A 22,848-nucleotide genomic window follows, 5' to 3' on the forward strand; every position below is an offset into this window, starting at 1 on the left:
TGTCGGTGCGTGTTCTGCTCGGCGACTACCCAGCATCTCTAGAGAAGCTAATATCTCTAGAGATGTCAACGGTCTTATCGGTTTACCGACGGCCGCGGGCGCGCCTAGGGTTTTCGCGAAGGAGAGGAACAGGGCGATGGCCGGCAGCAGTGGCGAGAAGCAGCCCAAGTACCAACGGATCGCCGACGCGCTCAGGGCCGCCGTCGACTCGGGGGAGTACCGCGCCGGCGACCGGCTGCCCGGCGAGAACGACCTCATGGAGACCTACGGCGTCGCCCGGATGACCGCCCGTCAGGCGCTCGGGGTCCTGCAGAGCGAGGGCATCGCCGAGGCGCGCAAGGGCGCGGGGGTCTTCGTCCGGGACTTCCGGCCGCTGCGGCGGCGCGGGATCCAGCGGCTCGCCCAGGGGCAGTGGGGGTCCGGGCGGTCGATATGGTCCGCGGACATCGACAGGCGGACGCTGGTCGTCGACCAGGTGTCCGTCACCGAGCAGGGCGCGCCGGACCACGTGGCCAGGGTCCTGGGCGTCGACCCCGGGGTGCCGATGTGCGTGCGGCACCGCCGGTTCGTCCTGGACGGCAAGCCGGTGCTGCTCTCCACCTCCTACCTCCCGGCCGGGCTGGTCGCCGGCACGGCGATCACCCGCGAGGACACCGGCCCGGGCGGGACCTACGCCCGACTCGCCGAGATCGGCGCGAAGCCCGTCCACTTCCGCGAGGAGGTGCGGTCCCGGATGCCCAGCGCGGAGGAGAGCAGCCGGCTCGACCTGTCCGCCGGTACCCCGGTCATCCTGATCTGCCGGACGGCCTTCGCCGACGAGGGCCAGGTCGTCGAGCTGAACGAGATGACGCTCGACGCGGCGTCCTACGTCCTGGAGTACGACTTCGACGCGTGAGGACGCCGCGCCCGCCGGGCCCGGAGGCGGCCGACGGCACCGCCCCAGCCGACGGCACCGCCCCGGACGCCGTGCGGGCGGCCGGGGCGGTGCCGTGCGGAGCCGGGCGCGTCACTCCTTGGAGCGCACCCGCAGGCTGGTGATCAGCGGACCCTCGGTGGTCTCCCGGAAGAAGTCGTTGCCCTTGTCGTCGACCACGACGAACGCCGGGAAGTCCTCGACCTCGATCCGCCAGACGGCCTCCATCCCCAGCTCGGCGTACTCCAGGACCTCGACCTTCTTGATGCAGTCCTGGGCCAGGCGGGCCGCCGGGCCGCCGATGGAGCCGAGGTAGAAGCCGCCGTGCCTGGCGCAGGCGTCGGTGACCTGCTTGGAGCGGTTGCCCTTGGCGAGCATGACCATCGAGCCGCCGGCCGCCTGGAACTGGTCGACGTAGGAGTCCATCCGGCCGGCCGTGGTCGGGCCGAAGGAGCCGGAGGCGAAGCCCTCGGGGGTCTTGGCCGGGCCGGCGTAGTAGACCGGGTGGTCCTGGAGGTACTTGGGCATGCCCTCGCCGGCGTCCAGCCGCTCCTTGATCTTGGCGTGCGCGATGTCGCGGGCGACCACCAGCGTGCCGGTGAGCGAAAGCCGGGTCTTGACCGGGTACTTGGACAGCTCGGCGCGGATCGCGGACATCGGCTGGTTGAGGTCGACGCGGACCACGTCGTCGTCCAGGTGCTCGTCCGTGGTGTCCGGCAGGTACCTGGCCGGGTCGGTCTCCAGCTGCTCCAGGAAGACGCCCTCGGCGGTGATCTTGCCGAGCGCCTGGCGGTCGGCGGAGCAGGAGACGGCCATCGCGACCGGCAGCGAGGCGCCGTGCCGCGGCAGCCGGATGACGCGGACGTCGTGGCAGAAGTACTTGCCGCCGAACTGGGCGCCGATGCCGATCTGCTGGGTCAGCTCGGTGACCTTGGCCTCCAGCTCCAGGTCGCGGAAGCCGTGGCCGGTCCGGGCGTCGCCCTCGGTCGGCAGGTGGTCCAGGTAGTGCGCCGAGGCGTACTTGGCGGTCTTCAGCGCGAACTCCGCGCTGGTGCCGCCGACCACGATGGCCAGGTGGTACGGCGGGCAGGCGGCCGTGCCGAGCGAGCGGATCTTCTGCTCCAGGAACGAGAGCATGCTCGCCTCGTTCAGGATCGCCTTGGTCTCCTGGTACAGGTACGACTTGTTGGCCGAGCCGCCGCCCTTGGCCATGAACAGGAACTTGTAGGCGTCGCCGTCGGTCGCGTACAGCTCGATCTGGGCGGGCAGGTTGTTGCCCGTGTTCTTCTCGTCCCACATGGTCACCGGCGCCATCTGGGAGTAGCGCAGGTTGAGCCTGGTGTACGCGTCGTACACGCCGCGCGCGATCGCCGCGTCGTCGCCGCCGGAGGTCAGCACGTTCTGGCCGCGCTTGCCCATGACGATCGCGGTGCCGGTGTCCTGGCACATCGGCAGGATGCCGCCGGCCGAGATGTTGACGTTCTTCAGCAGGTCCAGCGCGACGAAGCGGTCGTTGGGGCTGGCCTCCGGGTCGTCCAGGATGCGCCGCAGCTGGGCGAGGTGGGCGGGGCGCAGGTAGTGCGAGATGTCGTGCATCGCCTCGGCGGTGAGCAGCCGCAGGGCCTCGGGCTCGACCTGGAGGAAGGTGCGACCGCCGGCCTCGAAGGTGGAGACACCCTCGGAGGTCAGCTTGCGGTACGGGGTCGGGTCAGCGCCCAGGGGGAGCAGGTCGCTGTACTCGAAGTCTGGCGTGGGAGCCATGGGGGCGGTCCTTAGTGTTCCAGTGGTCCGGCTGCGTCGGCGAAGCACCCTCAAGGGTAGGACCCGGCGGAACGTCGCACGCGGAGAGGTCGGCCTGCGTGACCGGGGTCACTCGGACACGCGTACGGGACTTGCCCGGTTGACTAGGCTTGGCCCGTGGACAACTCGCCGTCGCAGGACGACCAGGGGCAGCCGCCCGTACCGATGACCAAACCGGAGGCCAAGCCCGCCGTCCGGACCGAGCACACTCCGGTGGCCGAGGCCGAACTGCGGGCCTCGGACGCCGACCGCGAGCGGGTCGCGGAGCTGCTGCGCGACGCCTACGCCGAGGGCCGGCTGGACGTCGAGGAGCACGCCGAGCGGATCGAGGCCGCCTACGGGGCCAAGACCCTGGGGGACCTCGTGCCGCTCACCCGGGACCTTCCCGCACACCGGGCGGTCTCCTTCGAGAAGCCCCCGCTGGACGCCCCGGACCAGCGCCCGGCCGGCCCGGTGCGGCTGCCGGCCCGGCAGGAGTCGCCGTCCATGGTGGCGATCTTCGGCGGGGCGTCCCGGAAGGGCCGCTGGCGGGTCGGCTCGCACCTGCGGGCGGTCGCGGTCTTCGGCGGGGTGGAGATCGACCTGACCGACGCGGTCTTCGAGTCGCCCGAGGTGGTGATCGAGGTGACGGCCCTGTTCGGCGGGGTCGACATCAAGGTGCCGGAGAACGTCAGCCTGCACGGCGGCGGCGTCGGCATCTTCGGGGGCTTCGACGTGAAGGAGCAGACCGCCGCCGACCCGTACGCGCCGGTGGTGCGGGTCAAGGGGGCGGCGGTGTTCGGCGGTTGCGAGGCCAAGCCGCGCAAGGGCAAGAAGCTCAAGGAGTGGGTGCGCAAGCAGCTCGGCGCCGACTAGGAGTTGTCTGACCGGACTGCCCGGCCGGGAGCAACTCCCGGCCGGGCACTTGTCGTTGCGGTCGGTGCACTCCGTAGTCGATTGCGTGCAGTGTGCATGAATCGCGGCGCGGCGGGGTAGTTCCTCTCGCACATCGCTTCTTGTACGGCTGCGCACCGGAGCCGGCCTGAGGCCGGCCCGGGGGGTGAAGAGCGGGGGCTCGCAGCCGGGCAGGGGAGCGAGCTTCCCCCGTGTCCGAGAGCCTCGTCAGGAGTACGGCCGTGCTGCATCCGATCGAGTCCCGCACCACCTCGCCCGTTGCCGCCGCCCAGCTGCTGGAACGCCGGCCAGGCGCCCAGCCACAGGGGGAGGACGACCCCTGGCACACCGGCGCGGCCTGCCGCCGGGACGAGGTGGGGCTGTTCTTCGCGCCGTCCAAGGAGCCGACGGCGGCCCGGCTTTCGCGGGAGGAGCAGGCGAAGCAGGTCTGTGCGCGCTGCCCGGTGCTGCTCGAGTGCCGGGAGCACGCGCTGGCGCAGCCGGAGCCCTACGGGGTGTGGGGCGGGCTGACGGCGGCCGAGCGCCGGGTGGTGCTGGCCCGGCGGCGGCGCCGGGAGACGGAGCTGCGCGAGCCGGTCCGGGTGCAGGCCGCCCAGCGCCGGATAGCGGGCTGAGCGGGCGTCAGCGCCCGTCGCCGGCCGAGCGTGGCCGGCGGGACGCCGATGGAACGCCCGGCCGGCCGGACGGCCGGTGGGCCGGACGCCCGGGGCCTCGGCGGAGGGGGATTCCGCCGAGGCCCCGGGTTCTGCCGTCGTGGTGGGCCCGCGGGGCGCGGTGCGCCTCCGGGGGTCAGTTGGCGCGGTCGAAGTCGATCGCGCTGTAGGCCCGCAGCTTGGACAGCTTGTGGGTGGAGTGGATCTCCCGGATGGTGCCGCTCTTGGAACGCATCACCAGCGAGCTGGTGGTGGCGGTCTCCTGGCGGTAGTGCACGCCGCGCAGCAGCTCGCCGTCGGTGATGCCGGTGGCGACGAAGAACACGTTCTCGCCGCTGACCAGGTCGTCGGTGGTGAGCACGCGGTCCAGGTCGTGGCCGGCGTCGAGGGCCTTCTGGCGCTCCGCGTCGTCCTTCGGCCAGAGCCGGCCCTGGATCACGCCGCCCATGCACTTCATGGCGCAGGCCGCGATGATGCCCTCGGGGGTGCCGCCGACGCCCATCAGCAGGTCGACGCCGGTGCCCTCACGGGCGGCCATGATCGCGCCGGCCACGTCGCCGTCGGAGATGAACTTGATCCGGGCACCGGCCTCGCGGATCTCCTGGACCAGGCTCTCGTGGCGGGGGCGGTCGAGGATGACGACGGTGACGTCCTCGACGGCGCTGCCCTTGGCCTTGGCGACCCGGCGGATGTTGACGGCCGGCGGGGCGGTGATGTCGACGAACTCGGCGGCCTCCGGGCCGGCGACCAGCTTGTCCATGTAGAACACGGCGCTGGGGTCGAACATGGTGCCGCGGTCGGCGACGGCCAGTACGGCGACCGCGTTGTTCATGCCCTTGGCGGTGAGCGTGGTGCCGTCGACCGGGTCCACGGCGACGTCGCACTCGGCGCCGGTGCCGTCGCCGACCCGCTCGCCGTTGTAGAGCATCGGGGCTTCGTCCTTCTCGCCCTCGCCGATGACGACGACGCCGTTCATCGACACGGTCGAGACCAGGGTGCGCATCGCCTTCACGGCGGCACCGTCCGCGCCGTTCTTGTCGCCCCGGCCGACCCAGCGGCCGGCGGCCATCGCGGCCGCCTCGGTCACCCGGACGAGTTCGAGCGCGAGGTTCCGGTCGGGAGCCTCGGGCGCGACCTCAAGGGATCGCGGAAGATTGTGCGGGTACTGCGTGGTCATCGTCGTTACCTCTCTGTACGCGACGGCCAGTAAGCGCCCGACTACTGCCAGGTCGAACGCCGTGGTGAGGGTCCTGCGATCGTATCTGCCCATGAGATGACTGTCTGTGGCGCGGGTCGCCACCCCCCGTCGGAACCGGCCGGTTCGTCCCGCTTCACCCGTGCGCGCACACCCCCGGGTGTCGGGACCGCGGACCCGATGAGTCACCATGTGGGGGTGGCAGGAAACAACAAGGGCATGAGGGGTCGGCAGACCGTACGGGACATGGTCCTGTCGATGGTCGCGGTCGGTTTCGTGGTCTGGATCGGGTACCTGTTCCTTCCGCACGACGCGGACGGCGACGGCGTGCACAAGGTCGAGTACAAGGTGGCGGCGGCCTCGGCGAAGCGCGGCGCGCCGTACCCGTTGCTCTCTCCGGACGGCCTGAGCGACCAGTGGCGGGCCACCTCGGTCACGTACCAGCCGGCCGCGCTCGGCGGCGGCAAGGGCAACGCCTGGCACCTGGGCTTCGTCACCCCGTCCGGCCAGTACGCGGCGGTCGAGCAGAGTGATCTCGCCCGCGACACCGTGCTCGGCTCGACGGTCGCCGGCGGCAAGCCGGACGGCACCTCGGAGGTGGCCGGGCAGACCTGGGAGCGCCTCCAGGGCCCCAAGTCCCGCGCCCTGACGATCCAGAGCGGCAGCGCCACCACCGTGCTCACCGGCACCGCCTCCTACGAGGAGCTGGCCGAGCTGGCGCAGGCGCTCAAGTAACCCTGGCGAAAGCCGCCCCGGGCCGTGCCCCGGGACACACGAAAGGGCCCCGCACCGGTGCGGGGCCCTTTCGTGTGCCGGTCGGACGCGACCGTCAGGCTCAGACGGAGGTGACGACCTCGTCGTAGGCCAGACGCGGCGAACGCGGGAACCAGGCGTCCTCGCCCGGCTTGCCGATGTTGACCACGGCCAGCACCGAGTGCTCGCCGTCGCCGAAGAACTCCTTGTTGAGGCCCGCGGCGTCGAAGCCGGTCATCGGGCCGGCGGCCAGGCCGGCGGCGCGCACGCCGATGATGAAGTAGCCGGCCTGGAGGGCGCCGTTCAGCACCGCCGACTGCTCGCGCACCGAGCGCTCGGTGAAGAAGAGGTCCTTGGCCTGCGGGAAGTGCGGGAGCTGGGTCGGCAGCTCCTCGTGGAACTCGTTGTCCACGGCCAGGATGGCGACCAGCGGCGCGGCGGCGGTCTTGGCCTTGTTGCCGTCGGCCAGGTGCTGGACCAGGCGCTCACGGCCCTCGGCGGTACGGACCAGGACGACGCGCAGCGGCTGCTGGTTGAAGGCGGTCGGGCCGAACTTGACCAGCTCGTAGATGGCCTGGATCTGCTCCTCGGAGACCGGCTCGTCGGTGAAGGTGTTCGCGGTGCGGGCCTCGCGGAACAGCAGGTCCTGAGCGGCGTCGTCCAGAACCAGGGCGTCGGTGGCGGCGGTGGTCATGTTTCTCTACACCTCATGAGGAACGGGGTTCGTCTGTGCGGTCGGCCGGTGCCGATCACCTGGTCCCAACATGAGTGAAGTTTCAACTGTTCCCGGCGGCCGGCGTGACCTGCGTCACTCGCCCGCGGGCTCGTCCTCCCCGGCGGCCAGCGCGGCGTCCAGCCGGGCCCTGGCGCCGTCCAGCCAGCGCTGGCATACCTTCGCCAGCTGCTCGCCCCGCTCCCACAGCGCCAGCGACTCCTCCAGCGACGTGCCGCCGTTCTCCAGCTGCCGGACGACCTCCAGCAGCGCGTCCCGGGCGTGCTCGTAGCCCAGTGCGTCGTCCGGGGTCCGCGGCGCGGCCTGCTCCTGCTGATCTGCCATGGGAGCCAGCGTAGAGGGTGCCCCCGACAGCGCGGCCCCTCCGGCGCGTACCGCTCGTCCGGCCGTCCGCTCGTCCGGCCGTCCGCTCGTCCGGCCGTCCGGCCGTCCGGCCGTCCGCTCGTCCGGCCGTCCGGCCGTCCGTTCGTCCGGCCGTCCGGGGAAAACAAGTAGGCCCCGGCGCCCCCGGGCGCTAACCTCCGCCGCATGATCGACGTTCGACCGGCCGTTCCGGCCGACGCACCTGAGCTCGTCCGCCTGCGCGACCTGATGTTCGAGGCCATGCCCGGCATGGCCGGCCTGCACGGCCCCGGACCCTGGCAGGCCACCGCCGAGGCGGTACTGCGCGAACGCCTCGCCGTCCCGGCCGAACTGCTCACCATGCCGTCCTTCGTGGTCGACGACCCGCGCCGCCCCGGCGCGCTCGCCGCCTGCGCCGTCGGCACCCTGGAGCAGCGGCTGCCCTCGCCGGGCAACCCGGACGGCCGGTTCGGCTTCGTCTTCAACATCTGCACCGACCCCGGCCACCGGCTCCGCGGCTACGCCAGGGCCTGCACCGAGGCGCTGCTCGACTGGTTCGACGCCCGCCGGGTCGGCCGGATCGACCTGCACGCCAGCAGTGGCGGCGAGGCGCTCTACCGCAGCCTGGGCTTCGGCGAGCACTCCGTCGCGCTCTCCCGGCAGCGCTCCTACGGCTGATCCCGGCCGGCGGGGGCCTCGGCTCCGACGGCCGCCGGCTCCCCGACGGTCACCCCGAACGAGCCGTGTGCCACCCGGGCGTGCAGCCCCTCGCCCGGCGCCGTCTGCGCCGGGTCCGTCACCACCGTGCCGTCGGCCCGCTGGAGCACCGCGTAGCCGCGCTCCAGGGTGGCCGCCGGGGAGAGCGCGACCACCCGGGCCAGGGTGTGCCCCAGATCGCCCTGCGCGCGGTCCAGCCGGTGCCCGAGGGTGCGCCGGGCCCGCTCCAGCAGCGACTCCAGCTCATGGGCGCGCCCGTCCAGCATCCGGTGCGGCGCGGCCAGCGCCGGGCGGCTGCGCACGCCGTCCAGCCCGTGCTGCTCCCGCTCCACCCGGCCGAGGACGTGCCGTCGGGCCCGGTCGCGCAGGTGGCGGATCTTCGTCAGCTCCTCACCGACGTCCGGCACCACCCGTTTGGCGGCATCCGTCGGGGTCGAGGCGCGCAGATCGGCGACGAAGTCCAGCAGCGGCTGGTCCGGCTCGTGCCCGATCGCGCTGACCACCGGCGTCCGGGCGGCCGCGACCAGCCGCACCAGCCCCTCGTCCGAGAACGGCAGCAGGTCCTCCACACTGCCGCCGCCCCGGGCCACGACGATCACGTCCACCTCCGGGTGCTCGTCCAGCTCCCGGACGGCCGCGCTCACCCGCTCCACCGCGCTGACCCCCTGCACCGGCACGTTGCGCACCTCGAAGCGGACGGCCGGCCAGCGCCGCCGGGCGTTCTCCAGCACGTCCCGCTCGGCGGCCGAGCCGCGCCCGGTGACCAGCCCGACGCACTGCGGCAGGAACGGCAGCGGCCGCTTCCGCTCGGCCGCGAACAGGCCCTCCCCGGCGAGCCGCCGCTTCAGCTGCTCCAGCCGGGCCAGCAGCTCACCCAGCCCGACCAGCCGGATCTCCGCCGCCCGCAGCGAGAGCTGGCCGCGGGCCGCGTACCACTCCGGCTTGGCGTGCACGACGACCCGCGAGCCCTCCTGCACCGCGTCCGCGACCCGGTCGAAGACCGAACGGAAGCAGGTCACCGTCAGCGAGACGTCCGCCTGCGGGTCGCGCAGCGTCAGGAACACGACACCCGCGCCCGGCCGCCGGCTGAGCTGGGTGATCTGCCCCTCCACCCACACGGCGCCGAGCCGGTCGATCCAGCCGCCGATCAGTGCGGAGACCTTGCCGACCGGGAGCGGGGCTTCGGGAGAACTGGTGGTGGCCATGCGTACCAACCTAGTGGCGCACGCCGACACCGGGGGAGCCCTGGACGGCCAGCACCACCAGCCCGACCAGCAGCCACACCGCCCCCACGGTCTGCGCCGTGGACGAGGCCTCGTAGACCACCGCGCCGATCACCACGATCCCCAGCACCGGTACCACCACGTGCCGCAGCAGGTCCCGCGAGCGCTGCTTCACCGCGTACCAGCCGATGACCGAGGCGTGCAGCAGGGCGAACGCGGTCAGCGCGCCCACGTTCACCACCGAGGTCAGCTGGTCCAGCCCGTCGTCCCGGCGGGCCGCCCAGACCGCCGCGGCGAGCGTGATCACCGCCGCCGTCAGCAGCGCCCGGCGCGGCACCGCCGAGGCCGGGTCGACCGCGCCCAGGAAGCGCGGCAGCCGGCCCGCCCGGCCCATCGCGAAGACCAGCCGCCCGGCCGCGGCCTGCCCGGCCAGCGCCGCGAAGGCCGCGCCGATCGCCTTGCTCGCCGCCACCAGCACGTGCAGCCAGTGCCCGATGCCGTTCTCCACCGTGTCGTAGAACGCCGAGCCCTGCGCCGCCGGGTCGGCCGCCAGCTGCTGCGGGGTCATCGGCTCCAGCAGCGCCGCCAGGTAGGTCTGCGCCACGAACAGCACCCCGGCCAGCACCAGGCACCAGAGCACCGCCCTGGCCACCGCCGCCGAGGCGCCCACGGCCTCCTCCACGAAGGTCGCGATGGCGTCGAAGCCCAGGTAGGAGAGGACCGCCACCGAGACCGCGGAGATCACGGCGGTCATCGAGAAGGCGCCGACCGCGGTGAACGGCGTGGCCAGGCCGCGCTGCGCGCCGTCCCGGACCAGCACCACCACGGCGGCGGCCACGAAGACCGCCAGCACCGCGATCTCCATCGCCAGCACCGCGAAGCCGACCGCCGCCGCCGTCCGCACCCCGACCAGGTTGAGCGCGGTGGTCACCAGCACCGCCAGCGCCGTCCAGACCCAGCGCGAGACGTCCGGCACCAGGGAGTTCAGCGCGATGCCGGAGAACAGGTACGCCACCGCCGGGATCAGCAGATAGTCGAGCATCGCCATCCACCCGGCGATGAACCCCGGCCCCTCGCCCAGTCCGGCCCGCGCGTAGGCGAACACCGAGCCGGTCTGCGGCACCGCGCGCACCATCTGGGCGTACGAGAAGGCGGTGAATCCCATGGCGACCGTGGCCGCCAGGTACACCGAGGCCACCGCGCCGTGGCTCTTGGCGTCCAGCACACCGAACACGCCGACCGGCGCCATCGGGGCGATGAACAGCAGCCCGTAGACCATCAGATCGCGGACACCCAGGCTGCGCCGCAGCCCGCCGGGTTCGACTCGCTCGCTCATAAACTCCACATTTGAGCATTCGGGACCGATTCCGCCCCGAAGGCGCCGGCCGTCGGCGCGGCTCGCCGCCGCCCGTACGATGGAGCCATGTCCAACACCGCGCAGCGCCGTGTCCTGCTCGCCGCCCCCCGGGGTTACTGCGCGGGCGTCGACCGCGCCGTGATCGCCGTGGAGAAGGCCCTGGAGCAGTACGGGGCGCCCATCTACGTCCGCAAGCAGATCGTCCACAACAAGTACGTGGTGCAGACCCTGGAGAAGCAGGGCGCGATCTTCGTCGACGAGACGGAGGAGGTGCCGGAGGGCTCGATCGTGGTGTTCTCCGCGCACGGCGTCGCGCCGGCCGTCCACGACGAGGCCGAGGCCGGCCGGCTCGCCACCATCGACGCCACCTGCCCGCTGGTCACCAAGGTGCACAAGGAGGCGGTCCGCTTCGCCGACGAGGGCTACGACATCCTGCTGGTGGGCCACGAGGGCCACGAGGAGGTCGTCGGCACCATGGGCGAGGCCCCGGACCGCATCCACCTGGTGGACGGTGCCGAGGACGTGGCCGGCGTCCGGGTCCGGGACGAGTCGAAGGTCGTCTGGCTCTCCCAGACCACCCTCTCGGTGGACGAGACCATGGCCACCGTCGGCGAGCTGAAGAAGCGCTTCCCGCTGCTGGTCAGCCCGCCCAGCGACGACATCTGCTACGCCACCCAGAACCGCCAGGTCGCCGTCAAGCAGCTGGCGCCCGAGGCGGACCTGCTGATCGTGGTGGGCTCCAAGAACTCCTCCAACTCCGTCCGTCTGGTCGAGGTCGGTCTGGAGTACGGGGCCAAGGCCGCCCACCTGGTGGACTTCGCCGACGAGATCCAGGAGTCCTGGCTGGAGGGCGTCACCACGGTCGGCCTGACCAGCGGCGCCTCGGTGCCGGAGATCCTGGTCGACGGCGTGCTCTCCTGGCTCGCCGAGCGCGGCTACGCCGACGTGGAGACGGTCAAGACCGCCGAGGAGCACCTGATCTTCTCGCTGCCCAAGGAGCTCCGCCGCGACCTGCGCGCCGAGGCCGCGGGCAAGCTGTAGCCGGACGCGGATGCCCGGTGCCCCTGCGGGGTACCGGGCTCTCTGCTGTGCGGGGCCGTCCGGCCTCTCGTAGCTTTGTGCACAGGCCTGTGGACAAGGGTTTCGGCGGAGGGTGATCGTCATGACGGCGGTATTCGGCGTGGACATCGGCGGTTCGGGCATCAAGGGCGCCCCCGTCGACCTGGGCCGGGGGGAGCTCACCCAGGAGCGGTACAAGGTCCTCACCCCGCAGCCCTCCGCCCCCGGGGCCGTGGTCGCCGCCGTGTGCGAGGTGGTGCGCCAGTTCGACCATCAGGGCCCGGTCGGGCTGACCTTCCCCGGTGTGGTGGTGAACGGGCACACCAGGACGGCGGCCAACGTCGACAAGGGCTGGATCGGCCTGGACGCCGAGGGCCTGTTCCGGGAGGCGCTGGGCCTGCCGGCCACCGTGCTGAACGACGCGGACGCGGCCGGGTACGCCGAGACCGTCCACGGCGCCGGCCGCGACCAGGGGGGCGTGGTCCTGGTCCTCACCTTCGGCACCGGCATCGGCAGCGCCCTGTTCGTGGACGGCACACTGGTGCCCAACACCGAGCTGGGCCACCTCGAACTGCGCGGCAAGGAGGCCGAGCGGCGGGCCTCCTCGGCGGCCAAGGAACGGCACGGGCTGACCTGGGAGGAGTGGGCGGTCCGGGTCGACGAGTACCTCGACGCGGTGGAGATGCTGTTCTCGCCGCAGCTGGTCGTGATCGGCGGCGGGGTGAGCCGCAAGCACGAGAAGTTCCTGCCGCTGCTGCGCGCGCGGGCGGCGCGGATCGTCCCGGCGGAGCTGCGCAACGACGCCGGGATCGTCGGAGCGGCCATGGCGGCGGCCCGGGCGTCCGGCTGACGGACGGTCCGGCCGGCGGTGGGTCCGGCGCCGGGCGGGCCCGCGGTACCGGCCGGTGGACCGTGGCGATCCACGGCCGCAGGAGTGGAAGGTCGGACCGGCCGACTTCCCACTCCTCAGCGCGCGCGGTGGATCCGCCGCTGGGCCACGAACCGGGCGAGGACGATCGCCGCCGCCAGGCCGGTGCCGGAGAAGAGCCAGCCGGCCCGCAGCGCCAGACCCGTCGCCAGCGCCACCACCTGGGCCGTCGTGCCCGTGGACGTGACCGGGCCGAACAGCAGCAGGGCGACGGCGAAGCCGATCGGCCCGCTGATCGGGGCGGCCGGCAGGTCGGCGAAGCGCACCCGGACGGCCAGCTGGAAGCAGATCACCAGGTAGCCGATGCCGAACAGCGGGCCGAGACCGCCGAACACCAGCCGGTCCAGGCCCGCCACGGCGACGGTCGCGACCAGGGCGGCCACCCCGGTGCCGATCGCCGTCAGCCGGGTCGGCCGGCCGTTGCGCTGCCGGCCGTAGACGCGGCCCTCGGCCGGCCGCTCGCCACGGGCGGCGAGCGGCAGACGCAGCCGGAGCCGGGGCCCGCCGGAGCGGCTCGGGGCGGGGACGCCGGCCACGGGGCGTAGCCGGGAGGGGGAGGGGGCGGGCGCTCCGGCGGTCTCGGGGGCCCGTTTGGGCCCGGGGACGGCGGCCCTGGCCGCGTTGCTCGGCGGTCGGCGTCTGGGCCCTGGCGGCTGGGTTCGGATGCTCTGCTCCACCCACCCAACGTACGGTCCGATCATCGCCACACTGTGTAATGGTTGTTCGAGGCTTCGTCCGTGTCTTCGGACGGAGTACTCGTGTGATCGTCGATCAACTCGGCCAGGGGGATTCATGACCAGCGATTTCACCAGCGATCTCACCGGCGGTTTCGGCTTCGAGCGGCTGCACCACGTCCAGCTCGACATCCCGGCCGGCGCGGAGGACGAATGCCGCGCGTTCTGGCGGGACGTGCTCGGCATGACGGAGGTGACCAAGCCGCCGGTGCTGGCCGCGCGCGGCGGCTGCTGGTTCCGGGGCGGCGGGGTGGAGGTGCACCTGGGCGTGGCGGCGGAGTTCCGGCCCGCCCGCAAGGGGCACCCGGGCCTCCAGGTGCGCGGGCTGGACGCGCTCGCCGAGCGGCTGGCGGCCCACGGCCATGACGTCGTCTGGGACGGTGACCTGCCCGGCTACCGGCGGTTCCACTCCAGCGACCGGCTGGGCAACCGCCTGGAGTTCCTGGAGCCGCTGCCGGCGGCGCCGGCGGCCTGACCGGCTGCCCGTAGACTGGGGGATCGGCCCGCACGGTGCCGACCCAACTCCTCCAAGCCCACGGGACTGCGCTTCATGTCGCTCACGATCGGAATCGTCGGCCTGCCGAACGTCGGCAAGTCGACCCTGTTCAACGCCCTGACCAAGAACGACGTGCTGGCGGCCAACTACCCGTTCGCCACCATCGAGCCGAACGTGGGCGTCGTCGGTGTCCCGGACGCCCGGCTGGGCAAGCTCGCCGAGATCTTCGGCTCGCAGCGGATCCTGCCGGCGACGGTCGACTTCGTCGACATCGCGGGCATCGTGCGCGGCGCCAGCGAGGGCGAGGGCCTGGGCAACAAGTTCCTCGCCAACATCCGTGAGTCGGACGCGATCTGCCAGGTCGTGCGCGCCTTCACCGACCCGGACGTGGTGCACGTGGACGGCAAGGTGTCGCCCAAGGACGACATCGAGACCATCCACACCGAGCTGATCCTGGCCGACCTCCAGACCGTCGAGAAGGTGCTGCCCCGGCTCCAGAAGGAGGCGCGCCTGAAGAAGGACACCGCCCCCGTGCTGGCCGCCGCCGAGGCCGCGCAGGCGATCCTGGAGACCGGCAAGACCCTCTTCGAGGCCGGCTTCGACACCGCCCCGATCCGCGAGCTGCACCTGCTGACCGCCAAGCCCTTCCTCTACGTCTTCAACGTCGACGAGGACGAGCTGGCCGACGAGGACTTCAAGAACGCCCAGCGCGCGCTGGTCGCCCCGGCCGAGGCGATCTTCCTCAACGCCAAGATCGAGTCCGAGCTGATCGAGCTGGACGACGCCGAGGCGCTGGAGCTCCTCCAGTCCATGGGCCAGGACGAGCCCGGCCTGGCCACCCTCGCCCGGGTCGGCTTCGACACCCTGGGCCTGCAGACCTACCTCACGGCCGGCCCCAAGGAGGCCCGCGCCTGGACCATCAAGAAGGGCGCCACCGCCCCCGAGGCCGCCGGTGTGATCCACACCGACTTCCAGAAGGGCTTCATCAAGGCCGAGGTCATCTCCTTCGCCGACCTGGTCGAGACCGGCTCCATCGCCGAGGCCCGCGCCAAGGGCAAGGCCCGCATCGAGGGCAAGGAATACACCATGCAGGACGGCGACGTGGTGGAGTTCCGCTTCAACGTGTGACGATGTGCATACTTTGCGCTAGATGACCTGTCAACTGTGCAGGTCGGATGGGGCCCACTCTCTCGGGGGGTGGGCCCTTGCTTGTTCCCGTGCTGACTTGGTGCTGGCTTCTCCGGGTCGGCATCGCGCTGAATGCCTCACCGGTCATCGCCGTGAGTGGTACGTTATTCGGTACCACTCTCGAAGGGTTTCCTGCCATGTCCATCACTGCGAGCGAGGCCCGCAAGGATCTCTTCCCGCTCATCAAGAAAGTCAATGACGATCACGAGGCCATCGAGATCGTCTCCAAGCACGGGAATGCCGTCCTCGTATCCGCCGAGGACTACGCCGCCCTGCGCGAGGGCTCCTATCTGCTGCGCTCGCCCGCCAATGCCCGCCGCCTGCTCAAGGCGTACGAAAACGCTCTCGGTCGCATCAACCTCGCCGAGCGCGAACTGGTCGACCCCGATGCGGCGGATGCGGGGCAGGGCGCCGCGTGAGGCTTGTCTTCGAGGATCAGGGCTGGGAGGACTACACGTCCTGGCTCAAGAGCGACCGCAAGATGCTTGCCCGGATCAACAAGCTCATTGAGGACGCCTGCCGTGATCCCTTCGCCGGGATCGGCAAGCCCGAGCCGCTGAAGTACCACCTGGCCGGCGCCTGGTCACGGCGGATCGACGACGAGCATCGCCTCGTCTACCTGGTCACGGATGAGGAGATCATCATCCTCGCTGCTCGCTATCACTACTGATCGTCCTCTGGCGAAGGTCGTCCCACCGTGCTGATTTCGTGCTGACTTAGGTCGCCGGAATCGACGTTTCCACAGGTCAGAACTCTGTACTCAACGTTCCGCTTCAACGTGTGACCGGATTAATGCCCTAAGTTAACTTGATCTGTCAAATGCACAGGTCGGGCGAGGCTTGCCTCTCTTGAGGCAAGCCTCGATTTCTTTTCCGTGCCGACCTGGTGCTGAGATTCGGGGCGGATCACTGCGGTGCGCCGTCCTGGAACGGCAGGCGGGCGGCTTCCCGAGTATCGGGCCGGGGGTCGTCCTGTGGCGTCTCGGCCGCCGCCCCTCAGTTCTCGTAGCGGTAGCGGCACTGGGCGATCAGGATCGAGTCGCCGGTGACCTTGTAGATCAAGCGGTGCTCGTCATTGATCCGACGCGACCAGTAGCCCTGGAATCCGTGCTTGAGTGGTTCCGGTTTGCCGATTCCCTCGTTGCCGTTGCACGCGATGTCGGCAACGAGTGTGTTGATTCGTCCGAGGGTCTTGCGGTCCTGGATCTGCCACCACAGGTAGTCCTCCCAGGCCCGGGAGGCGAAGGTGATCTTCACTCCGGGTTCGCCAGCTCCCGTACGGTTCCTCCGCCGTTCTCCAGCTCCTCGATGGAGGCCAGGAGGCGGCGGGCGTTCGCGGGGCTGCGCAGGAGATAGGCGGTCTCCTTGAGGGACTGGTAGTCCTCCAGCGAGACGATGACCACCGGTTCGTGCCCGGCGCGAGTGATCACTATCTCCTCGCGGTCATCCGTGACCGCATTGAGCACCTCGGCGTAGCGCGCACGGGACTCCGAGTAGGTCATCGTCTTCATGACTCGACTCCTCCGCTAGGTACAGGAAATTGTACGCCTGTGCTCGGACGGCGACAAGGGCGCGAGCGCCCCTCCGGCGGACCGGCGCCTGGTGCGCTCCTCGGGCCGGCTCTACCGAACAAGAGGTGCGCAGGGGCTTCGGCGGTGCCGGATCGGTCGCTTCGACGTCCGGGCGGTATCCGTGCGCCACCGCCCGTTCGCCCGGGTGCGTGCGGTGGCCGGGCGGGTCGGGGCTCAGCCGGTGTGGACGGTGATCGTGAGGGTGCCGTCGGGGGACGGGGTGACGGTGACCTGTTCCAGGGTGAGGGCGTGGGCGGTGGGGTGGTGGGCGGCGGCGCGGGGGCCGATGCCGACGACCGGCATGCCCGCGGCGAGGGCGGCGGTGATGCCGGCCTCGGAGTCCTCGAAGGCGAGGCAGTCGACGGGGGCGAAGCCGAGGGTGGCGGCGCCCTTCAGGAAGGCCTCGGGGTCGGGCTTGCTGGCGCCGACCGATTCGGCGGTGATCAGGGTCTCCGGCAGCGGCAGGCCGGCGGTGGCCATCCGCAGCCGGGCGAGCCGGTCGTCGGCCGAGGTGACCAGGGCGTGCGGCAGGCCGGCCAGCGAGGCGAGGAAGGCGGGGGCGCCGGGGACCGGGACGATGCCGTCGGTGTCGGCGTGCTCCTCGGCGAGCATCCGCCGGTTGTCGGCCAGGTTGAGGTCCATCGGGCGCTCGGGCAGCAGCCTGGCCATCGCCGCGTGGCCCTGGCGGCCGTGTGCGACGGCCAGCACTTCGGCGGGGTCGAGGCCCTGCTCGTCCGCCCAGCGGTGCCAGCAGCGTTCGACGACGGCGTCGGAGTTGACCAGGGTGCCGTCCATGTCCAGCAGCAGGGCCTGGGTGGTCAGCACGGTGGGGGTGGCAGGCATGGAGTCTCCTCGCGGGCGCGGCAGGAAATGCGAGCTGTTTGTTCAGTAACAATACAAAAAATCATCCCAGCAGGTGGGCATTGACCGCGCGGGCCTCCCCGGCCAGCTCCGGCAGCTTCAGCACCTCGACCCCGGCCGCCTCCAGCAGCGCCGTCCCCTGGCAGTCGGTGACGAACAGGTCCGGCTCGCGCCAGGCCACCACCACCCGGGGCACGCCCGCCGCGATGAGCAGCCGGGCGCACGGCAGTGGCCGCGAGGCCCGCTGCCCGCACGGCTCCAGCGAGCTGTAGACGGTCGCGCCGCGCAGCCGCTCGTCCCCCGCGGGGAGCTTGCCGAGCGCCGCCTCCTCGGCGTGGTCGTGGGCGTCGGCCTCGCGGCTGTAGCCCTCGGCCAGCACCGTGCCGTCCGCGCCGACGATCACCGCGCCGACCGAGAACGCGGTCGCGGACGGCGGGCAGCGGCGGGAGAGTTCGACGGCCCGCCGCAGGTGCGCGAGGTCGGCCGGGTCGGTGGTCACGGGGTGGGCTCCTTGGGGGCGTATCTGAGCAGGACGACGTCGCCCACCGTACGTGCCTCCAGCAGCCGCATCCGGCGGGCCGGGCCGCCGGGGAAGACCGCGGGGTGGACGAAGCGCGGCGCCCGCGCCTGGCCGACCAGCAGCGGGGCGACGGCCAGTTGGAGCTCGTCCGCCAGGCCCTGCGCCAGGAACTGGGTGTGCACGCTGCCGCCGCCCTCGACCATCAGCCGGCGGATCCCGCGCGCCCCGAGGTCGTCCAGCACCGCGCCCAGCTCCACCGAGCCGCCGAGCGCCACCACCTCGGCCAGCCCGTCCAGCGCCGGGCGCAGCGTGACGGCCCCGGCGTCGGTGGTGTAGGCGAGCCGGTCGCCGCCGGTGTGCCAGAAGTTGAGCGCCCGGTCGAGCCCGCCGCCGGCGGTGAGCGTCACCTTCAGCGGGTACTCGGGCCGGCCGGCCGCCAGTCGGGCGGCGCGCCGGGCGGGGTCGTTGACCAGCAGCCGGGGGTTGTCCGTGCGCAGGGTGTTGCCGCCCACCAGGATCGCGTCGCTGGCGGCGCGTTCCTCGTCCACCCGGTCGAAGTCGGCCGGGCTGGAGAGCAGCAGCCGCTCGGGGGAGGCGTCGTCGAGGTGTCCGTCGAGCGACATCGCGGCGCTCAGCAGGACGAAGGGGCGGGGGCCGGGCATGGTGGGACCGTTCTGTCGGGTGCCCTCCACCGTACGGCGCGGGCGGGGGGCGTCGGTCCGGTGAGGGGCGCTGTTCGCCGACCGGACCACAGGCCTGGGGGTGGCGTTCGCCCAGCGGCCTCATTCTGGTTGCGACCTCGCACCGCCCCCACTTCGAAGGGCTGTCACCGTGTCCCGTCTCTCCCGCGGCCTCCTGCCGCTGGCCGTCGCCGTCCTGCCGGTGCTGGCCCTGCCGGCCGCGCCCGCCACCGCCGCGTCGTACGGAACCCCCACCATCACGCTCTCGGCCGGTTACCTCTCCGGTGCGGTCGGCGCCACCGGCGACCCGACGGTCACCGTCACCGTCGCGCAGAGCGGCGCCGCCGCGTCCGCGCTGACCGTGGCGGCCTCGGCGAGCAGCCGCGGTTCGGTGGCCAGGCCCGGCGACGTCAGTGTCGCCGGCACCACCGGCACCCGCACCCTCGTGGTCGCCGCGCAGGGCGTCGGCTACACCGACCTCACCATCAAGGTGACCGGCCTCGGCGGCAAGAGCGCGACGAAGACGCTGCACTACGCGGCCTCGCCCGCCGTCCAGCACGCGGCCGCGAGCCGCTATCTGACCGGCTCCAGCGACGCCTCGGCGGCCGTCGACGCGGGCGGCGGCTACATCCTGGTGGCCGACGACGAGTCCAACGTGCTGCGCCTGTACGACCGCAACGCCTCCGGCGGGCCGGTCCGCACCTGGGACTTCAGCGGCGCGCTCGGGGTCTCCAAGGAGATCGACATCGAGGCCGCCACCCGGGTCGGCGACACCGTCTACTGGACGGGCTCCCTCGGCAACAACAAGGACGGCGCGGTGAAGCGCGACCGGCAGACCGTCTTCACCACCACCGTCACCGGCTCGGGCGCCGACACCCAGTTGTCGCCGGCCGGTTCGTACCGCGGGCTGCGTGACGACCTGATCGCCTGGGACCACGCCAACGGTGACCGCTACGGCTTCGCGGCGGGTGCGGCGGACGGCCAGGCGCCCAAGCAGATCGACGGATTCAACGTCGAGGGGCTGGAGTTCGCGCCGGGCAGCACCACCACCGCGTACGTGGGCTTCCGGGCGCCGCTCACCCCGGCCGTCACCGGCGGCCGGGCGCTGCTCGTGCCGGTCACCAACTTCTCGTCGCTGCCCGGTGGTTCCGCGCACGCCGCGTTCGGTGCCCCGGTCGAGCTGGACCTCGGCGGGCTCTCCGTCCGGGACCTGCGGCGCAACGCGCTCGGCCAGTACCTGATCGTGGCCGGTTCCTGGGCGGCCGACGACAACTCCGACCCGTACGCGCTCTACCGCTGGGACGGGCGGCCCGGGTCCAGGCCGGTCAAGGTGCTGGACCTGCCGACCAGTGACGCGGGCGGCTGGGAGGCCGTCGCGGACCTCCCCGACCTCACCGCCCCGGGTGCCCGGGTGCAGCTGATCACCGACGACGGCTCCGCCGACCTGTACGGCGACGGCACGGCGGCCAAGGACCTCACCCACGCGGAGTGGAAGAAGTCGCGGACCACCTGGTTCGCCCTCAACTAGCCTCTACCGAACGGAAGAAGCCCCCGGTCGGGATCCCGGATCCCAGAGGCCGGGGGCTTTCGCGCGCCGGACGCAAACCATTATGTGAGACGAATATTCTCGTAATGCGGGACGAGGAGTAGCGTCGAAGGCGTCGAGGAGACCGACCGAACCCCAGGGGGACGCCATGACCGGACCGCAGTCCGACGCCGTCTACACGCACGGCCACCAGGAGCCCGTGCTGCGCTCGCACCGCTCCCGTACCGCCGCCGACTCGGCCGCCTACCTGCTGCCCCGGCTGCGGCCCGGGCAGACCCTGCTGGACGTCGGCTGCGGCCCCGGCACCATCACCGCCGACCTGGCCGAGCTGGTCGGCCCCGGCGGGCGGGTGGTGGCCGTGGACACCTCGGCCGAGGTGCTGGAGCAGGCGGCCCGGTACGTCGCCGGGCGAGGCCTGTCCAACGTGGTCTTCGAGGTCGCGGACGTGCACGGACTGCCCTACGCGGACGGGGAGTTCGACGTGGTGCACGCCCACCAGGTGCTGCAGCACGTCACCGGCCCGGTGGCCGCGCTGCGCGAGATGCGCCGGGTCGTGGCGGAGGACGGCGTCGTCGCCGCCCGGGACGTCGACTACGCGACCATGACCTGGTACCCCGAGGCGCCCGGGCTGGACCGCTGGCTGGCGCTGTACCGGCGGATCGCCCGGGCCAACGGCGGCGAGCCGGACGCCGGCCGGCGGTTGCTGTCCTGGGCACGGCAGGCGGGCTTCACCGAGGTCACCGTCTCCTCCAGCAGCTGGACGTACGCGACCCCCGAGCAGCGGGAGTGGTGGGGCGGGCTGTGGGCCGACCGGATCGTGAGCTCCGGCATCGCCGCGACCGCGGTGGCCGAGGGCTACGCGGACCCGGCGGAACTGGAACGGATCGCGGCCGGCTGGCGGGACTGGGCGGCCGCCGGGGACGGCTGGTTCGCGATGCTGCACGGTGAGGTCCTGGCCCGGCCGTAGGGCGCCCGGGCGGTCCGGGCCGGGTGAAAAATGAGCGGGGGGTGTTGGGCGAGATCGGGTAAAGTCGCGCGTCCGTTCCCATTGATCCGTCCGCGGAACGTTCGAGTCGCAACCGCTGAACTGATGCCCGTACCGGCGGGCGGGGGAGTCCACGTGTCCAAGCCCGAGCCCGACGCGCCCGTGCCCGCGGTGGACACCCCGCCGCCCGCGTCGGACATCCCCGCAGCGGACGTTCCCGCGCCCGTCGACCGGGTGGAACTGACCAAGCCGGCCGCCCCGGCCGCCCCGCCTGCGCCGGCCGGGCCCGCCACATCTGAACCTGTCGCACCCGTGCCCGCCGCACCTCCGGCCGCACCCGCCGGGCCCCCGGCGCCCCCCGCCGTCCCCGCAATGCCCCCTGCCGCCCCCGCCGACCCGTGGGCCGTACCCGGCCCCGGCGCGCCCGGCGCTCCGGTGCCACCCGGCGCTCCGGTCCCGCCGGGGGCACCGTCCGGCGGCTGGGCGGCGGTCCCGCCCGGGGCGCTCTCCGGCTTCCAGCCCGGATACGCCTATCCGCCCGCCCCCGGGGCCACCAACGGCTTCGCCGTCGCCGCGCTGATCACCGGTCTGCTCTGCATGTGGCCGCTCTCGCTCGCCTTCGGGATCACCGCGCTGGTCCAGATCCCCAAGCGCAACGAGCGCGGCCGCGGCATGGCGGTGGCCGGTGTGCTGCTGGGCGTCGTCGGGGCAGTGATCATCCTGGTGGCCATGATCGGGGTGATCGCGGGCGACGCCGGCACCACCACCACCGGCCGCCCCGCCCGTGCCCCGAAGGCCCCGCCCGGTTCGGTCCTGTGGTCCACGCTCAAGTCCGGCGACTGCTACAACCCGCCGGAGGGCTCCGCCCTGCCCGATCCCGAGGGCGGGGACCAGGCCGTCTTCTGGGTGCGCAAGGTGCCGTGCCTGCTGCCGCACTACGGCGAGGTGGCCGGCACCGCCCGGATCCCCGAGAGCGCCGGGCCCTACCTGGGCGAGAACCTCATGCGTGAGCGCGCCGCCACCCTCTGCGGCCCGGTGCTCGCCGACTACGCCCTCGACAGCTGGGTCGTGCCGGACGGCATGGGCGAGGTCTACCTTTACCCCGACCGGGCCAGCTGGAAGTCCGGCGAACGCTACGTCACCTGCGGTTTCGAGGACCCGGGCGCCCAGCACCGCGGCACCGTGCGCACCGACCGGGGCAGCCTGACCTCGGCCCAGCTCGCCTACCTGGAGGCCGTCCGGACCTTCAACACCGCCTACGGGAAGGAACCGGAGGACGACATCACCGAGGCGCACTCCGAGTACCGGGCGTGGGCACGGCAGATGGCCGCAGCCTCCCGCGGCGAGGCGGAGACGCTCACCAAGAGCTCGACGGTCTGGCCGGAGAGCGTCCGGCCGAAGATCGCCGAGCTGGCGGCCGTCCAGCTGGAGGCCGCCGCCGCGTGGGACGCCGCGGCCGGGACGACCGACAACGCCACACTCGAACGCGAGGTCCGGCGGGCCGAGGTGCTGGTCGCCAAGTCGACCAGGCCGAGCGTGGAGATCCGCCGCGAGCTGGGCCTGTCCACCGGTGAGCAGGTCGGCGAGATCCAGGTCTGACCTGACCCGGCCGGGTGTCCTGCCCGGTGCTGGCCGCGCCGGTACCCGTCGGCCCCGCGCCGGGAGCAGCGGCCCCCATACGGGCCGGGGCTACGCTCACGC

General features: G+C 72.5%; 24 protein-coding genes and 1 pseudogene. 14 read left to right on the forward strand and 11 right to left on the reverse strand.

Features of this window, described 5'->3' with window-relative positions; genetic code table 11:
* The first annotated feature begins 136 nt into the window (after positions 1-136).
* Positions 137-895, forward strand: coding sequence for a GntR family transcriptional regulator (locus AB0P06_RS13720; protein ID WP_363607444.1), 759 nt, complete (start codon positions 137-139; stop codon positions 893-895).
* A 111-nt stretch (positions 896-1,006) separates the two neighbouring features.
* Here the strand turns inward: AB0P06_RS13720 and AB0P06_RS13725 are convergent, their stop codons facing one another.
* A complete protein-coding gene (locus AB0P06_RS13725) occupies positions 1,007-2,674 on the reverse strand; it encodes a fumarate hydratase (protein ID WP_363607445.1) in 1,668 nt (555 codons plus the stop codon).
* A 204-nt stretch (positions 2,675-2,878) separates the two neighbouring features.
* Here AB0P06_RS13725 and AB0P06_RS13730 point away from each other — a divergent pair, with 204 nt between their 5' ends.
* Positions 2,879-3,568, forward strand: coding sequence for a DUF1707 domain-containing protein (locus AB0P06_RS13730; RefSeq protein WP_363607482.1), 690 nt, complete (start codon positions 2,879-2,881; stop codon positions 3,566-3,568).
* 311 nt (positions 3,569-3,879) lie between these two features.
* A complete protein-coding gene (locus tag AB0P06_RS13735; protein ID WP_363607483.1) occupies positions 3,880-4,221 on the forward strand; it encodes a WhiB family transcriptional regulator in 342 nt (113 codons plus the stop codon).
* A gap of 175 nt (positions 4,222-4,396) precedes the next feature.
* Here the strand turns inward: AB0P06_RS13735 and glpX are convergent, their stop codons facing one another.
* Complete coding sequence (gene glpX, locus AB0P06_RS13740; RefSeq protein WP_363607446.1) at positions 4,397-5,437, reverse strand: class II fructose-bisphosphatase; 1,041 nt, start codon at positions 5,435-5,437, stop codon at positions 4,397-4,399.
* 216 nt (positions 5,438-5,653) lie between these two features.
* On the opposite strand from glpX, the gene AB0P06_RS13745 reads away from it, so the two are divergent.
* Positions 5,654-6,190, forward strand: a complete 537-nt coding sequence (locus AB0P06_RS13745) for a DUF4245 domain-containing protein (protein ID WP_363607447.1) — start codon at positions 5,654-5,656, stop codon at positions 6,188-6,190.
* Positions 6,191-6,290: 100 nt separating this feature from the next.
* On the opposite strand, the gene AB0P06_RS13750 is transcribed toward AB0P06_RS13745, so the two are convergent.
* Both AB0P06_RS13750 and AB0P06_RS13755 read right to left on the reverse strand, forming a co-directional pair.
* On the reverse strand, positions 6,291-6,902 hold the full coding sequence (locus AB0P06_RS13750; RefSeq protein WP_363607448.1) for a malonic semialdehyde reductase: 612 nt from the start codon (positions 6,900-6,902) through the stop codon (positions 6,291-6,293).
* Positions 6,903-7,016: 114 nt separating this feature from the next.
* Entirely contained in the window at positions 7,017-7,265 is a 249-nt protein-coding gene (locus tag AB0P06_RS13755; RefSeq protein WP_363607449.1) for an exodeoxyribonuclease VII small subunit, read from the reverse strand.
* A gap of 204 nt (positions 7,266-7,469) precedes the next feature.
* On the opposite strand from AB0P06_RS13755, the gene AB0P06_RS13760 reads away from it, so the two are divergent.
* Positions 7,470-7,961, forward strand: a complete 492-nt coding sequence (locus AB0P06_RS13760) for a GNAT family N-acetyltransferase (protein WP_363607450.1) — start codon at positions 7,470-7,472, stop codon at positions 7,959-7,961.
* Here AB0P06_RS13760 and xseA read toward each other — a convergent pair.
* Complete coding sequence (gene xseA, locus AB0P06_RS13765) at positions 7,952-9,205, reverse strand: exodeoxyribonuclease VII large subunit (protein WP_363607451.1); 1,254 nt, start codon at positions 9,203-9,205, stop codon at positions 7,952-7,954. The genes AB0P06_RS13760 and xseA overlap by 10 nt on opposite strands.
* Before the next feature lie 10 nt (positions 9,206-9,215).
* Positions 9,216-10,559, reverse strand: a complete 1,344-nt coding sequence (locus AB0P06_RS13770; RefSeq protein ID WP_363607452.1) for an APC family permease — start codon at positions 10,557-10,559, stop codon at positions 9,216-9,218.
* 87 nt (positions 10,560-10,646) lie between these two features.
* Between AB0P06_RS13770 and AB0P06_RS13775 the strand changes: the two genes are divergently transcribed.
* Both AB0P06_RS13775 and ppgK read left to right on the forward strand, forming a co-directional pair.
* Positions 10,647-11,621: a 4-hydroxy-3-methylbut-2-enyl diphosphate reductase gene (locus AB0P06_RS13775; protein WP_363607453.1), complete on the forward strand. Its 975-nt coding sequence runs from the start codon at positions 10,647-10,649 to the stop codon at positions 11,619-11,621.
* Positions 11,622-11,742: 121 nt separating this feature from the next.
* Entirely contained in the window at positions 11,743-12,489 is a 747-nt protein-coding gene (gene ppgK / locus AB0P06_RS13780; RefSeq protein ID WP_363607454.1) for a polyphosphate--glucose phosphotransferase, read from the forward strand.
* A gap of 116 nt (positions 12,490-12,605) precedes the next feature.
* Here ppgK and AB0P06_RS13785 read toward each other — a convergent pair whose 3' ends face one another.
* Positions 12,606-13,244, reverse strand: a complete 639-nt coding sequence (locus AB0P06_RS13785; RefSeq protein ID WP_363607455.1) for a DUF6542 domain-containing protein — start codon at positions 13,242-13,244, stop codon at positions 12,606-12,608.
* A 115-nt stretch (positions 13,245-13,359) separates the two neighbouring features.
* Here AB0P06_RS13785 and AB0P06_RS13790 point away from each other — a divergent pair, with 115 nt between their 5' ends.
* From AB0P06_RS13790 to AB0P06_RS13805, 4 genes are all read left to right on the forward strand, one after another.
* On the forward strand, positions 13,360-13,776 hold the full coding sequence (locus AB0P06_RS13790) for a glyoxalase (protein WP_363607456.1): 417 nt from the start codon (positions 13,360-13,362) through the stop codon (positions 13,774-13,776).
* Positions 13,777-13,851: 75 nt separating this feature from the next.
* Positions 13,852-14,925, forward strand: a complete 1,074-nt coding sequence (gene ychF, locus AB0P06_RS13795) for a redox-regulated ATPase YchF (RefSeq protein WP_363607457.1) — start codon at positions 13,852-13,854, stop codon at positions 14,923-14,925.
* Positions 14,926-15,122: 197 nt separating this feature from the next.
* Positions 15,123-15,404 carry a type II toxin-antitoxin system prevent-host-death family antitoxin gene (locus AB0P06_RS13800; protein ID WP_363607458.1) on the forward strand — a complete coding sequence of 94 codons (282 nt, stop codon included), beginning with the start codon at positions 15,123-15,125 and terminating at the stop codon, positions 15,402-15,404.
* On the forward strand, positions 15,401-15,655 hold the full coding sequence (locus AB0P06_RS13805; RefSeq protein ID WP_363607459.1) for a Txe/YoeB family addiction module toxin: 255 nt from the start codon (positions 15,401-15,403) through the stop codon (positions 15,653-15,655). The genes AB0P06_RS13800 and AB0P06_RS13805 overlap by 4 nt, the downstream gene beginning before the upstream one ends.
* A 325-nt stretch (positions 15,656-15,980) precedes the next feature.
* Here AB0P06_RS13805 and AB0P06_RS13810 read toward each other — a convergent pair whose 3' ends face one another.
* The 4 genes and pseudogenes from AB0P06_RS13810 to AB0P06_RS13825 form a co-directional block, all read right to left on the reverse strand.
* Positions 15,981-16,241: a Txe/YoeB family addiction module toxin gene (locus tag AB0P06_RS13810; protein ID WP_363607460.1), complete on the reverse strand. Its 261-nt coding sequence runs from the start codon at positions 16,239-16,241 to the stop codon at positions 15,981-15,983.
* The gene (locus AB0P06_RS13815) at positions 16,238-16,495 is read right to left on the reverse strand and encodes a type II toxin-antitoxin system prevent-host-death family antitoxin (RefSeq protein ID WP_363607461.1); all 258 of its coding nucleotides are present in this window, start codon (positions 16,493-16,495) and stop codon (positions 16,238-16,240) included. Before AB0P06_RS13815 ends, AB0P06_RS13810 begins: the two co-directional genes overlap by 4 nt.
* A gap of 234 nt (positions 16,496-16,729) precedes the next feature.
* Positions 16,730-17,398: an HAD-IA family hydrolase gene (locus tag AB0P06_RS13820; RefSeq protein ID WP_363607462.1), complete on the reverse strand. Its 669-nt coding sequence runs from the start codon at positions 17,396-17,398 to the stop codon at positions 16,730-16,732.
* A 61-nt stretch (positions 17,399-17,459) separates the two neighbouring features.
* Positions 17,460-18,598 (reverse strand): annotated as a pseudogene (locus AB0P06_RS13825) (dihydrofolate reductase family protein).
* Between the two features lie 193 nt (positions 18,599-18,791).
* On the opposite strand from AB0P06_RS13825, the gene AB0P06_RS13830 reads away from it, so the two are divergent.
* The 3 genes from AB0P06_RS13830 to AB0P06_RS13840 all read left to right on the forward strand — a co-directional run bounded on the left by AB0P06_RS13830 (position 18,792) and on the right by AB0P06_RS13840 (position 22,746).
* A complete protein-coding gene (locus AB0P06_RS13830) occupies positions 18,792-20,144 on the forward strand; it encodes a hypothetical protein (protein ID WP_363607484.1) in 1,353 nt (450 codons plus the stop codon).
* Positions 20,145-20,310: 166 nt separating this feature from the next.
* Positions 20,311-21,129 (forward strand): methyltransferase domain-containing protein, encoded by an 819-nt coding sequence (locus AB0P06_RS13835; RefSeq protein WP_363607463.1) that lies wholly within the window; start codon positions 20,311-20,313, stop codon positions 21,127-21,129.
* Positions 21,130-21,282: 153 nt separating this feature from the next.
* On the forward strand, positions 21,283-22,746 hold the full coding sequence (locus AB0P06_RS13840; protein ID WP_363607464.1) for a DUF4190 domain-containing protein: 1,464 nt from the start codon (positions 21,283-21,285) through the stop codon (positions 22,744-22,746).
* Positions 22,747-22,848: the final 102 nt, after the last annotated feature.

The sequence above is a fragment of the Kitasatospora sp. NPDC088351 genome (genome assembly GCF_040685575.1).
Taxonomy (GTDB): domain Bacteria; phylum Actinomycetota; class Actinomycetes; order Streptomycetales; family Streptomycetaceae; genus Kitasatospora.

Bases quoted from the DNA above. Each gene is read 5' to 3' on its own strand.
- AB0P06_RS13720 (WP_363607444.1), top strand. From the start codon at position 137: ATGGCCGGCAGCAGTGGCGAGAAGCAGCCCAAGTACCAACGGATCGCC.
- AB0P06_RS13725 (WP_363607445.1), bottom strand. From the start codon at position 2,674: ATGGCTCCCACGCCAGACTTCGAGTACAGCGACCTGCTCCCCCTGGGC.
- AB0P06_RS13730 (WP_363607482.1), top strand. From the start codon at position 2,879: ATGACCAAACCGGAGGCCAAGCCCGCCGTCCGGACCGAGCACACTCCG.
- glpX (WP_363607446.1), bottom strand. From the start codon at position 5,437: ATGACCACGCAGTACCCGCACAATCTTCCGCGATCCCTTGAGGTCGCG.
- AB0P06_RS13750 (WP_363607448.1), bottom strand. From the start codon at position 6,902: ATGACCACCGCCGCCACCGACGCCCTGGTTCTGGACGACGCCGCTCAG.
- AB0P06_RS13755 (WP_363607449.1), bottom strand. From the start codon at position 7,265: ATGGCAGATCAGCAGGAGCAGGCCGCGCCGCGGACCCCGGACGACGCA.
- AB0P06_RS13760 (WP_363607450.1), top strand. From the start codon at position 7,470: ATGATCGACGTTCGACCGGCCGTTCCGGCCGACGCACCTGAGCTCGTC.
- xseA (WP_363607451.1), bottom strand. From the start codon at position 9,205: ATGGCCACCACCAGTTCTCCCGAAGCCCCGCTCCCGGTCGGCAAGGTC.
- AB0P06_RS13770 (WP_363607452.1), bottom strand. From the start codon at position 10,559: ATGAGCGAGCGAGTCGAACCCGGCGGGCTGCGGCGCAGCCTGGGTGTC.
- AB0P06_RS13775 (WP_363607453.1), top strand. From the start codon at position 10,647: ATGTCCAACACCGCGCAGCGCCGTGTCCTGCTCGCCGCCCCCCGGGGT.
- ppgK (WP_363607454.1), top strand. From the start codon at position 11,743: ATGACGGCGGTATTCGGCGTGGACATCGGCGGTTCGGGCATCAAGGGC.
- AB0P06_RS13790 (WP_363607456.1), top strand. From the start codon at position 13,360: ATGACCAGCGATTTCACCAGCGATCTCACCGGCGGTTTCGGCTTCGAG.
- ychF (WP_363607457.1), top strand. From the start codon at position 13,852: ATGTCGCTCACGATCGGAATCGTCGGCCTGCCGAACGTCGGCAAGTCG.
- AB0P06_RS13800 (WP_363607458.1), top strand. From the start codon at position 15,123: ATGTCCATCACTGCGAGCGAGGCCCGCAAGGATCTCTTCCCGCTCATC.
- AB0P06_RS13815 (WP_363607461.1), bottom strand. From the start codon at position 16,495: ATGAAGACGATGACCTACTCGGAGTCCCGTGCGCGCTACGCCGAGGTG.
- AB0P06_RS13820 (WP_363607462.1), bottom strand. From the start codon at position 17,398: ATGCCTGCCACCCCCACCGTGCTGACCACCCAGGCCCTGCTGCTGGAC.
- AB0P06_RS13835 (WP_363607463.1), top strand. From the start codon at position 20,311: ATGACCGGACCGCAGTCCGACGCCGTCTACACGCACGGCCACCAGGAG.